Raw genomic sequence first — 10917 nt, forward strand, 5'->3', positions numbered from 1 at the left:
TAGGATTCTGAGGAGAAGCTTTAGGAGATTTTTTATAATCCTGCAATAATTGCGGCTTCCATATCTGAGGTGGAGGCTGCATTTCCTCCGAAAGCGATGTCGCCCGTGCGAGTGCCAACTTTGACGGCGGATTCTACGGCTGCTTCGATCTCATTGGCCGCTGCGTCCAGTCCAAAGCTGTATCGTAGCATCATAGCCGCACTAAGGACCTGGGCACAAGGATTTGCCAGGTTTTGGCCAGCAATATCGGGTGCGGTTCCTCCAGCAGGTTCGAATAAGCCAAACGGATGATCTAAACTATTTTTGCCTGCCCCGAGACTGGCGGAGGCCAACATTCCGAGTGAGCCGCATATCACGGCCATTTCGTCGGACAGAATGTCACCAAACATATTTTCAGTGAACAAGACGTCGAATTGGTTAGGGTCGCGGGCCAATTGCATGGCTGCGTTGTCCACATACATATGTGAAAGCTCCAACTCAGGGGCCTTTGCAGCGACGTAATCGCTGACGGTCTTGCGCCACAGAACAGAGGTTTCCAAAACATTAGCCTTGTCTACTGAGCATAGGCGTTTGCCTCGCGACTGGGCAGTTGCAATCGCCACATCTGCAATGCGTTCGATCTCAGACTTCTTGTAAACCATAGTATCGATCGCTTCGATATCTCCGTCCTCAAGCTCCTGAGTACTCTTGGGTTGTCCAAAGTAGATGCCTCCAGTGAGCTCTCGGATACAGACAATATCGATGCCATTGGGAATACGATCCGTCTTGAGTGGAGACGCTTCTGTAAGTTCAGGATAAAGCAGACCTGGACGAATATTGGCAAAGAGTGAAAAAGCTTTGCGAAGGGGGAGTAAGGCTGCGCGCTCTGGTTGTTCCTTAGGAGGTAGAGATTCCCACTTTGGGCCTCCAACAGAGCCAAACAGTATGGCGTCTGCATTCTTACAAATCTCCAGGGTTGAATCAGGGAGGGCTACACCGTGGTTATCAATGGCGATTCCGCCCACATCAGCGTGCTCGAATTCCAGCTCGAACTGGTGCTTCTCAGCAACAACCTTCAATACATTGAGGGCTACGTTCATGACCTCGGGTCCGATTCCATCGCCCGGTAAAACAGCAAATTTAAGAGTGCTCATTTGATATCAGTGACTTTGAAAAGGCAGGGACACTCTCAGGGAAGAGATGCGAAATCAAGGATCTTGTTAAGTGTCTTTTCAATTGATTCGACTCAGGCCGTCCCCAATCTGACAGAGATGAAGTTTTTCTCCCAAGCACTTGGTATGGCAGGCACCAATTTCTATCTCTTTCTCGATGAAGAGTCGAACAAAGCCGTGCTCTTTGATGCCCCTGAGCAAACCTGGGAATTGTTGGAGCAAGCGAAGCAAGAAATGCCATTTGAGCTGGAGGCGTTATACCTCACGCATGGTCACTGGGATCATATGTGGGATGCTTCGAAATTCTCTGATGCAGGTGTGCCGGTATACGGGCATAGTGATGATAAAGAGCTATTTGAAAATGCCGAGGCCCAGCGAGCATTCCTGGCGGGTGGAAACAAGGACCTGAGCTCGGTAAAGATCGACCATTGGATCGAGGTGGGACAACCGCTCACGATTTTGGAGAACCAGGTGGAAGTGCGCCATGTGCCGGGTCACTGTCCTGGTAATGTGTTGTTTTACCTCGAGGCAATGAAGCTCGCCGTGGTTGGAGATGCTATTTTTGCGGGCAGTATTGGTCGCACGGATTTGCCAGGTGGTAGTATGGAGGTACTCGAACAATCCATACGGACTCAAATATACACCTTGCCAGACGAAACCCAGCTCCTCTCCGGACATGGTCCTGCAACGACGGTCGGTCAGGAAAAGGCAACGAATCCTTACGTACCTGACGTGGTATGACGAACGAAGGCTACATGCAGATGGCCTTGGATGAGGCGAAGAAAGGATGGGGGCTCACTGGGACCAATCCTATGGTAGGGGCGATCATTGTAGAAGGTGGGCAGGTTGTGAGTCTAGGCTATCACGCACGCTTTGGCGGCCCGCATTCTGAAATTGAAGTGTTGAATCATCTGGGGCGTAACCCGTCTGCCGATGCGGTCATGTATGTGACTCTGGAACCGTGTTGCAGTACGGGTAAGACCGGTCCTTGTACACAAGCGATTATTGATAGCGGCCTTAGAAAGGTTGTTATAGGATCGATTGATCCAGATCCCAGGCATCAAGGACGGGGTATAGCCTTGCTCAATGATGCAGGTGTTGAAACCGAGGTCGGTGTATTGGAGGGTCCTTGCGAGGATTTGAATCTTATTTTCAATTTTAGTGCCAAGGAAGAACAGCCACTGTTGGCTGCTAAGACCGCTATCACTTTGGATGGGAAAGTATCTACGCGTAGTGGTAGTTCTCAGTGGATAACAGGCGAGGAGGCACGAGGGGATGTTATGCGATGGCGCAGGTACTTTCCGGCTATTGCTGTCGGATCTGGGACTGCGTTAGCCGATAATCCAAGTTTGACTAGCCGGTTGGAAGATTCAGTTACGTGTGGAATTCGGTTTATTTTTGACCGTCGTCTTAGGACCCTTGAGCAGCTCGACACGCTTAAGATTTATAATGATGCCTTTAACTCGAAGACGATTCTTGTTTGCGGCGATGAGACTGATGTTCCGAAGGCCCTTGAATCTAAAGGGATCCGGGTGTGGAAACTTCCACTGAAAAGCGAAGCCTTTTGGAGAGGATTTAGAGAAAAATGCCGTGAGGAATCCATCCACGGAATCTATTTTGAAGGAGGCCCAGGTTTGTTGAGTGAATTGCTCGGAAATCAAGAGCTGAACTACTTGTTTGCCTACCGAGCGCCCAAGTTCTTGGCTGACTCGGATGCACCTGCATTTGTGGGAGGACAATCGGTGGATCAAATGTCCGATGCCTATTCTCTGGAAAAGGTTCAGCATGGAACCTTCGGTGACGACCAACTAACTCGAGGATTTATCAACTATTCTTAACTATGAGTACGCTCTATTTAGCCACTAATAATGACCACAAAGTTAGGGAACTGTCTGCCATGTTTGAGCGGGAGGAGTTACCCATAGAAGTAAAAAGCGCGGCCGCTATAGGTGGTATGCCTGAAGTTGAAGAAACTGAATCCACCTTTGTCGGAAATGCTACTTTGAAAGTCATGGCTCTAGCTGACCGATTGAGTGAGGGAGAATATGCGTTGGCTGATGATAGTGGAATTGAAGTGGATGCTCTGGATGGCGCACCTGGAATTTATTCAGCCCGTTTTGCGGGCGAGGATGCCAGTGATTCTGCAAACTTGGATAAGTTGATTATGCTCATTTCAGGTGTTCCTGAAGAGAATCGTGGCGCGCAATTTGCCTGCAGTTTAGTGCTGGTAGATCATCAGGGCACTCGCACCCAGTTTTCAGATATTTGCCGTGGGCATCTGATTCCGGAGTCTGTTGGCGATAATGGCTTTGGATACGATCCTGCTTTTATTCCAGAAGGATATGACAGCACGTTTGGAGAGTTAGATTGGACCGTTAAATCCAGAATCAGTCACAGGGCCAAGGCCCTACAGCAACTCGTCAGTTGGATGAGAGAAAACCTGCCGAGTTAAATGGCTTCCAGCTTCTTGCAGACATCATTGATAATGAAATCGGGAGTGGACGCTCCTGCCGTTACACCAACTTTCTCAAAGTTAATTATCTCGTCAAGGTCCAGGTCATCCCAGGTTTCGATGTGGTAAGTAGGCAACTTCTGCTGACGAGCAAGTAAGGCCAATTTCCGTGTATTTGCTGAATGTTTGCCTCCTATCACCACTATGGCCTCAGCTCCTTCGGCTGCTAGTTCGACAACACCTGTTTGGCGTTCTTTGGTGGCTCCGCAAATGGTGTCCATGATGACAGCTTCCGGGTTATTTATTTTTAGATGCTGAGATAGCTCCTCGAACTCATGGGTGAACATGGTCGATTGAGAAACCAGGCAGACAGGGCCAAACTTCGGTAGATTGTCGATGTCTTCTTTGGTCTGTATCACATGACCTTTCCCCTCTGTATACCCCATCAAACCAATAACCTCTGGGTGTTGAGGATCGCCAAAGATGACGGTTGAATAGCCCTTTTTGGCATGGAGTCTGATTTTGCCAGCGATGATGCCCACATCCGGGCAAGTCGCATCGCGGAATTCCATATCAAGATTCTTGAGGTACTTTCGACGATCTGGGGAAATTCCATGGGCACGAACGACCATGATGGGTTCGTCTTTTTCTTCGTGCGAAACTTCGACTGTCGATTTGCTCTGGTAGTCGCCTACTTCACGAATGCCTTTCTGAGTCAGGCGATCCATCATTTGCTTGTTATGAATGAGCGGACCGTCTGTGTAAACGGGATGGCGGCCGTCGTTTGCAAACTTTGCGGCTATGTCAATGGCTCTTTCTACGCCCCAGCAAAAACCGGCGCTCTGAGATCGGATGACTTTCATACCCTCCCTTCTTGAAGCGGAGTTCGACTTTGTCAACGACCACTGATCGATTGAATTATTCCAAATCGTCCAAACTTGAAAGAGAAGCCATCAAGTTTAGGGCCCTGTTCGTATTGTGACTGGCCAGCTTTTGGGGAAGAGGGGACTTTTAAGCGTATTTTTCATGTCTAAAATTCCGAAACAGAGGTTTTAATAAATCGGACTGATCCATCGTGAGTAGCTCCCATGCCTTTGAAGAGTGATTCGTAACGATAGTTTAAAGTGAACTCTATGACCTCGATGCCAGCGGAGTTGATAATATTGGTAGCAGTTGGTGTGACGAATAAATCCATGGTATGGGATTCAAATTCCCCGTTACCGTTGTCGATGATATCGAGCAGGATGTTCTTATGGTTCTCCACATTTAGACTTAGGACATCATCAATCTGGATTTCGTCACCCTCTGTTAAAGAAGATATACTTTTTGTGGGAATCGGGTGAGTCTCCGGGTTCTCCAGAACTTCTATCAGCTTATGGTATTGTACGCCCTTTATCTGCTCCACGTATCCTTGAAGCACCGTTCGAGCAGTATTGTGCATCACATTTGAGTGTGCCAGCTTTTGCGTTTGCACGAAAGCGACTGAAGCTGATGTAGCTAGAATGGAGAATACCAGTAATCCCATTATCACTTCCACTAACGTAAATCCCTTAACATCCCTTTTCTTCATACCCCAACTTCCAATTTATATCCTGGGCGAAATTATCCGACTAGATTGTTGGGTAAGACGATAGAGCTGTCTTAATTTACATCATTTTAAAAATACTTTACAAAAAGTACCGTTTACCTAAATGCCACCTGAGGGTTACCCTCTAGTTTATGTAAAGGATAGGAGTGCGGCTTTACGTGACTATTTTGAATCAGAAACGCTGATCCTCTCATGACCCATCTCCAGACTATTGATCAACTACCTGAAAGTAATAGGCAATTTGACGTGCGTGCGGACTGCTTTCCGGTTGGCTCGTCCTGGGTGAAATGTGCTTTCGAGAATCGCGTCGATCGCTGCCCGTTCCAGCCCTGGGTGTGGGGAACTGAGGACTCTTATTTCAGAAGTGCTTCCGTCTACATTCACATAAAATGAAAGCTGGACGACACCTCCGATTCCTTGTCGTTCAAGATTGGGTGGATACTCTGGGGTCGCCATTTTTTTAGGTTTGGGTTGGCGATCTAGTTTGGGCTGACTGAAGTTGCCTTCGCTTATGGTTGGTACCTCGCTAGCCGTGAGGGGAACCATTTTGAGGACTGAACCAGAAGAGGAATCTTGGATGTGTAAAACATTGTCCTCGATATGTCCGGAAAAGATCTCCTTCTCGCCACTCTTAATAGAGAATTGGTTGTCCTTTGCTTCGTAGTCGAAGCGAAAGCTGCGAAAATATTTGGGATAAGGATCGTCGTTGCGTTTGAATTGGATGAGCTGGATGTGTATCCGGTTGTCCCCAGTGATTGAAAATTGACGTATGTGATTTCGATAGGCGTCACTGATTTCAGCTGCCGAGCTGTCTCCTGAGGATTTTCCGCTTCGTCTAGACTCGAGTGTGAAATCAGTGATCTCCTGAATGGATTCTTCTGAATATTTCCAAAAGCCTTCGAGGTCTTCCGCGCTCAATTGAACGCCGAAGCTCGACAGGAAAATAAACAACCCAATAGGGGAGAAGCGCTTTTTCATGCTATCAGTCTTCGGATTACACGATTTGAAATCCTTCTTTCGAGATCGGCATGGTGTGGATACGTTTCCCGGTCGCATTGTAGATGGCGTTGGTGACTGCGGCTACCGCCGGAGGGAAGGCGGGCTCGCCGAGTCCGGTGGGTGCGTAGTCCGTGGTTAACCAATGAATGTCGATCTGCGGTTGTGAAGGCATTCTCAAGAGTGGATAGTCGTCGAAATTCGATTCGCGAACGGCACCTTCTTCGAAAGTGATTTCCTGACCGGCCAAGGTTGAAATCGCATCCACGATGGATCCTTCCACCTGGTTTTCGCCACCGCTTTTATTAAGCAGCATGCCCACATCGCAGGAGGCTACTACGCGATCTACTTTTACTCGGTTGGAACTATCGACCGTCACTTCCGCTACTTCGGCAAAATAGCCGAGGTGGCTATTGTAAAATGACAAGCCCTGGCCTTGGCCCTTTTTCAGCTTACGTCCCCAGTTCGCTTTCTCAGCGACGTGCTTGGTGACATTGATCGCGCGCTCGGTGTTGAAGTCACGAGCAGTCTTTTTGCCTAGGTGTCTTGGTTGTCCGAATTGCTCCAGAAGGAATTCCAGGTGGTCCCGTTCAGCGGCTTCAGCCATTTCGTGGATAAAACTTTGGAATACCCAAGCTACGGAACAAGACGTGGGTGCTCTCCACCAACCACATGGAATAGTGAGTGGAACTTGATGCGTTTCCATGCGTACGTTTGGAATCTCGGGTGCTTGTATGTTGCCACCTCGAATGCCGCCCCCGCGTACGGGACGACCATTGTCTTTGTTTGTAAATACAATGGTTCGATCTTGTAATCCCGTCAGCCGGCCTTGTTTGTCCAGAGTGCCTTTGAGGTTGTGGAATCCTCCGACCCTGAAGAAGTCATGGGCCATGTCGGTTTCCCGGTTCCAGGTCATCTTGATCGGCGCATCCACCTTGTGAGCAATTGCTGCTGCTTCACACACCCAGTCGTTGATCAGTCGTCGGCCAAATCCACCTCCTCCGCGGAGTTGTTTGATGACTACGTCTTCTTGCTTAAGACCTAGGATTTTGGAAACCGGACCGGCAATAGCTTGAGGTGTTTGCGTGGGCGCATAAATCTCCATTTTCCCATTCCGGAACCAGGCAGCACAGTTTTGTGGTTCTAGATTGGAGTGTGACAGAAATGGATAAGTGTAGTAGCTATCGACTACCTGATCTGCATCGGCGATGGCTTGGGCCATGTTGCCTGTTTCCTCAGAGGCTGGACCTGGCTTGGAAGTTACTTCCTTGGCCATTTCCTTAAAGTCTCCCCATGACTCATTGGAGGCTTCGCTTTTGTCCCAGGAAACCTGTAACGCTTTTTCTGCCAGAAACGCTTGATAGGTGGTTTTGGCAACAATCGCCACACCAGGCTTTAGCTCACCGTCGACGCTATTGCCTTCAATGACGAAAGCATCTACCACACCTGGCAGGTTCTTCACTTCATCCAGATTGGCGCGTTTGACTTTGCCATAAATGCTAGGGCACTTCACGGAAACGGCGTTCAGCATACCAGGAAGCTGAGTATCGATACCGAAGAGTGGTTGACCGGTAACCAGAGCGTGATTGTCCACGCCGCCTACAAATTTGCCAAGTAGTTTAAAGTCTTTGCGATCTTTAAAGCTTAAGCTTTTAGGGTCTGGAATGGCTTGCTTTGCTGCAGCACTGGCCAATTCTCCGTAGCCGAGTGTTTTTCCGTTCGACTTATTGATGACCTGTCCTTGATCGGCTCTACATTGCGAGGCATTTACTCCCCATTTTTCAGCGGCGGCATTTACGAGCATCGTTCTCGCGGTTGCTCCTGCTTCACGCATTGGTGTCCAGTTGCGAGGGGTGGATTGTGATCCACCTGCGGATTGGCGACCGTAACGTTTTTCATCAATATCTGATTGGATAACAGAAACGGATTCCCAAGGTACTTCGAGCTCCTCCGCGATGATCATGGGTAGGAAGGTTTTTACCCCTTGCCCAACTTCTGGATTCTTAGCCGCAATGACGACGGTACCGTCGGGTTTGATTTGCACATATGCATTGAGTGCTGCGGCACCTTTCTTACTGCCGTGATGAGCCGCTTCTGCCCGCGGTGTTCCACCCATCGCAAAGGCTAAGACCAAACCACCTCCTGCTATCCCTGATAACTTCAAGAATTGGCGCCGGGCCATGTTGGTATCTACAGAGCTATCGTCCAATTCATCGTAGTCTTTGATTCGCTGAACAAACTCAGCTGGCATATCGACGTCTGGAATCAACTCGTAGTCATAAAGATCCTTCTTCATCGTGCACCTCCATTCTCAGCTGCGGTGTGGATGGCTTTGCGGATCCGTTTGTATGTCCCGCAGCGGCAAATGTTTCCTGCCATCGCATTATCGATATCCTTATCCGAAGGCTTTGGATTGATGGCGAGGAGCGCGGATGCATTCATCATCTGTCCTGCCTGGCAGTAGCCACATTGAGGGACGTCGTGTTCCATCCAGGCTTCCTGAACCGGATGCAAGGTGTCCTCGTCCTTGGCTAAGCCTTCAATGGTTGTAATCATATGGCCTTCAACTGCCGACACTGGCGTGCTGCAGGATCGGATGGCTGTCCCGTTTAAGTGGACGGTACAAGCACCACAGAGGCCCTTGCCGCAGCCGAATTTAGTGCCGACCATGCCGAGATGGTCGCGCAGTGCCCAGAGTAGGGGAGTCGTGGGATCGATGTCATCGATTTCTCGATTTGTCCCGTTAACCTGAATTTGTATGGTTGCCATAGGGTAATTGAATGAAATGTTTAGATTTTCTAAATAGTCGCTTTAAGTAAGTCAAAGTTCCTTATGCACGAAATTTGGTCACAGCTCAAATTATGGATCGAAGCCGAACAAGCTTTTGCCTTGGCTACGGTGGTGAGTGCCCGCAATCCCTCCCCGAGGGGAATTGGATCAGTCTTGGCTATCTCTGCAGATGGGAAACACTTTATTGGATCTGTCAGTGCCGGTTGTATTGAGACGGAAGTCATCGAAATGGCTGTCTCATGCGTGGCGGACGGAAAGACCCGTTGGGCTGAGTTTGGCCCGAGCCAGGGATTTCCCTGGGAAGTGGCATTTTCGTGTGGCGGCAGGATTGGGGTTCGCGTGGAACGCTTTACTTATGAAACCAAGCTAGTGGCTTCACTGGTTGCGTTGCATGAAGCGCATGGAACTGGCGTATGGTTGTCGGGTGATGGCAAGCAGGCATTGCTACTGGAAGACGGAACAATAACGGGTGATGAAAGTGACTGGGATGAGTTCACGTTGCAAAAGGCGCGAGAGGTCATGATTAACGAAGGCCACACGTATGAAATTGGGGAAGGTGATTCAAAGATACTCCTGCGATTAATAGCCCAACCCTATCGATTGTTCATTATCGGAGCCGGTCATATTTCCCTTAGCCTGGTTCATTTCGCGAAAGCGCTAAACTACCAGACCATCGTCATCGATCCTCGGGAAAGCTTTGCTCAGGAAGAACGCTTCGAAACAAAGCCCGATCATTTGATTCAGAAATGGCCGGAGGTCGCTTTGAAGGAAATTAGATTCACTCCCTTCGATAGCACGGTGATGCTGGCTCATGATCCGAAGATTGATGATCAAGCTCTGGAGATTGCTTTAAAGAGTGACTGTTCTTACGTGGGTGCCTTGGGAAGTCGCACAAGTCACGGAGCTCGTTTGAAGCGATTGTCTGCCAAAGGATTTGATGCGGCTGAGCTGGAACGGATTCATGGACCGGTCGGTCTTGATATTGGAAGTACTACCCCTGCCGAGATTGCTGTGAGTATTGTAGCTGAAATGGTGCAGCTTAAAAATAAGCAGAGTTTCAAAAATCAGGTTGAAGATACCGCAAAAGGATGACCGAAGACGCTGGATCCATTTGCGCCATCATTCTCGCTGCTGGGGAATCTAAGCGTTATGGCCCCGAAAATAAGCTGTTGGTTGAGTTGGATGGAGTTGCTGTATTGGAACGGGTTGTTCGATGTATCCTACACAGTGGTGTTTCGAAGATTTGTGTAGTGACCGGCGGAGATCACGAAGCTGTGGTTTCATTGCTCTCAAATTACGAGATCGATTGCGTGAATAATCCTAATTGGAAATCTGGGATGGGTACTTCACTGGCAAAAGGCGTCCAGGGAATCGATCCACGGGATTTCACGGGGATCATGGTTTGTCTGGGTGACTTGCCTTACCTGGAGCTTGGATCTGTGAAGCGAGTTTTAGCACGATTTTGCGAACTGAATCGTAGTCGAGTTGCCCTACCTGTTTATAATGGCAGGCGAGGACATCCGGTTGTGTTTCCAATTTCATATATGGATTCATTAGCCAAGCTGGAATGTGATGAGGGAGCCCGATCGATTATCCAGCAAGCGAGTGAGTATTTAGAATTAGTGACGGTTGATTCTGGTGGTGTTGTTCGAGATTTAGATTTGCCAGATGATCTGGTAAATGCTGAGAGCTGAATGGCTCCTTTAGTTCAAATCTCACGAAACGTTTCGTTATCATTGAACAGAGTTTCCGATTCTCCGCTGCAATTGTCATCTTTATATATGGTATGTAGAAGCCGTGGCAGTTTAAAGCGACCAGCCTGATAGATACACCGGTCAATGAACTAAGTGGTTTCGAACTCCTATTTGCCTTTTTCGGATACTCGCAAGAGCTATCCATTATCATAGTCGCGCTCCAGGTGATGGGCGCTTTATTGTTGG

The 10917-nt window shown here is 48.7% G+C and carries 11 protein-coding genes; 5 read left to right on the top strand and 6 right to left on the bottom strand.

Annotation, left to right across the window (positions count from 1 at the left end):
* Positions 1 to 32 precede the first annotated feature (32 nt).
* A complete protein-coding gene (gene leuB, locus GA003_05380) occupies positions 33 to 1133 on the bottom strand; it encodes a 3-isopropylmalate dehydrogenase (protein ID QXD29403.1) in 1101 nt (366 codons plus the stop codon).
* A 117-nt stretch (positions 1134 to 1250) separates the two neighbouring features.
* Here leuB and GA003_05385 point away from each other — a divergent pair, with 117 nt between their 5' ends.
* The 3 genes from GA003_05385 to rdgB are packed head-to-tail and all read left to right on the top strand — an operon-like array spanning position 1251 to position 3603.
* Positions 1251 to 1892 (top strand): MBL fold metallo-hydrolase, encoded by a 642-nt coding sequence (locus GA003_05385; protein QXD29404.1) that lies wholly within the window; start codon positions 1251 to 1253, stop codon positions 1890 to 1892.
* On the top strand, positions 1889 to 2989 hold the full coding sequence (gene ribD, locus GA003_05390) for a bifunctional diaminohydroxyphosphoribosylaminopyrimidine deaminase/5-amino-6-(5-phosphoribosylamino)uracil reductase RibD (protein ID QXD29405.1): 1101 nt from the start codon (positions 1889 to 1891) through the stop codon (positions 2987 to 2989). Before GA003_05385 ends, ribD begins: the two co-directional genes overlap by 4 nt.
* Positions 2990 to 2991: 2 nt before the next feature.
* Positions 2992 to 3603: an RdgB/HAM1 family non-canonical purine NTP pyrophosphatase gene (rdgB, locus tag GA003_05395; GenBank protein ID QXD29406.1), complete on the top strand. Its 612-nt coding sequence runs from the start codon at positions 2992 to 2994 to the stop codon at positions 3601 to 3603.
* Here rdgB and ispH read toward each other — a convergent pair.
* The 5 genes from ispH to GA003_05420 form a co-directional block, all read right to left on the bottom strand.
* Positions 3600 to 4466, bottom strand: coding sequence for a 4-hydroxy-3-methylbut-2-enyl diphosphate reductase (gene ispH, locus GA003_05400; protein ID QXD29407.1), 867 nt, complete (start codon positions 4464 to 4466; stop codon positions 3600 to 3602). The two genes, rdgB and ispH, sit on opposite strands and share 4 nt — an antisense overlap.
* A 167-nt stretch (positions 4467 to 4633) precedes the next feature.
* Positions 4634 to 5173, bottom strand: a complete 540-nt coding sequence (locus GA003_05405) for a type II secretion system GspH family protein (GenBank protein ID QXD29408.1) — start codon at positions 5171 to 5173, stop codon at positions 4634 to 4636.
* A 237-nt stretch (positions 5174 to 5410) separates the two neighbouring features.
* The gene (locus tag GA003_05410; protein QXD29409.1) at positions 5411 to 6169 is read right to left on the bottom strand and encodes an energy transducer TonB; all 759 of its coding nucleotides are present in this window, start codon (positions 6167 to 6169) and stop codon (positions 5411 to 5413) included.
* Between the two features lie 16 nt (positions 6170 to 6185).
* Entirely contained in the window at positions 6186 to 8483 is a 2298-nt protein-coding gene (locus GA003_05415; protein ID QXD29410.1) for a molybdopterin-dependent oxidoreductase, read from the bottom strand.
* Positions 8480 to 8956, bottom strand: a complete 477-nt coding sequence (locus GA003_05420) for a (2Fe-2S)-binding protein (protein QXD29411.1) — start codon at positions 8954 to 8956, stop codon at positions 8480 to 8482. The genes GA003_05415 and GA003_05420 overlap by 4 nt, the downstream gene beginning before the upstream one ends.
* 63 nt (positions 8957 to 9019) lie before the next feature.
* Between GA003_05420 and GA003_05425 the strand changes: the two genes are divergently transcribed.
* Both GA003_05425 and GA003_05430 read left to right on the top strand, forming a co-directional pair.
* On the top strand, positions 9020 to 10069 hold the full coding sequence (locus GA003_05425; protein QXD29412.1) for an XdhC family protein: 1050 nt from the start codon (positions 9020 to 9022) through the stop codon (positions 10067 to 10069).
* Entirely contained in the window at positions 10066 to 10671 is a 606-nt protein-coding gene (locus GA003_05430) for a nucleotidyltransferase family protein (GenBank protein ID QXD29413.1), read from the top strand. The genes GA003_05425 and GA003_05430 overlap by 4 nt, the downstream gene beginning before the upstream one ends.
* The last annotated feature ends 246 nt before the right edge of the window (positions 10672 to 10917 follow it).

It is taken from the genome of Opitutia bacterium ISCC 52 (genome assembly GCA_014529675.2).
Classification (GTDB): Bacteria; Verrucomicrobiota; Verrucomicrobiia; order Opitutales; family UBA2995; genus UBA2995.

What these genes read in the sequence shown, in the direction of transcription:
- GA003_05405 (QXD29408.1), bottom strand. Translation starts at nt 5,173, where the DNA reads ATGAAGAAAAGGGATGTTAAGGGATTTACGTTAGTGGAAGTGATAATG.
- leuB (QXD29403.1), bottom strand. Translation starts at nt 1,133, where the DNA reads ATGAGCACTCTTAAATTTGCTGTTTTACCGGGCGATGGAATCGGACCC.
- GA003_05385 (QXD29404.1), top strand. Translation starts at nt 1,251, where the DNA reads ATGAAGTTTTTCTCCCAAGCACTTGGTATGGCAGGCACCAATTTCTAT.
- GA003_05415 (QXD29410.1), bottom strand. Translation starts at nt 8,483, where the DNA reads ATGAAGAAGGATCTTTATGACTACGAGTTGATTCCAGACGTCGATATG.
- ispH (QXD29407.1), bottom strand. Translation starts at nt 4,466, where the DNA reads ATGAAAGTCATCCGATCTCAGAGCGCCGGTTTTTGCTGGGGCGTAGAA.
- GA003_05430 (QXD29413.1), top strand. Translation starts at nt 10,066, where the DNA reads ATGACCGAAGACGCTGGATCCATTTGCGCCATCATTCTCGCTGCTGGG.
- GA003_05420 (QXD29411.1), bottom strand. Translation starts at nt 8,956, where the DNA reads ATGGCAACCATACAAATTCAGGTTAACGGGACAAATCGAGAAATCGAT.
- rdgB (QXD29406.1), top strand. Translation starts at nt 2,992, where the DNA reads ATGAGTACGCTCTATTTAGCCACTAATAATGACCACAAAGTTAGGGAA.
- ribD (QXD29405.1), top strand. Translation starts at nt 1,889, where the DNA reads ATGACGAACGAAGGCTACATGCAGATGGCCTTGGATGAGGCGAAGAAA.
- GA003_05410 (QXD29409.1), bottom strand. Translation starts at nt 6,169, where the DNA reads ATGAAAAAGCGCTTCTCCCCTATTGGGTTGTTTATTTTCCTGTCGAGC.
- GA003_05425 (QXD29412.1), top strand. Translation starts at nt 9,020, where the DNA reads ATGCACGAAATTTGGTCACAGCTCAAATTATGGATCGAAGCCGAACAA.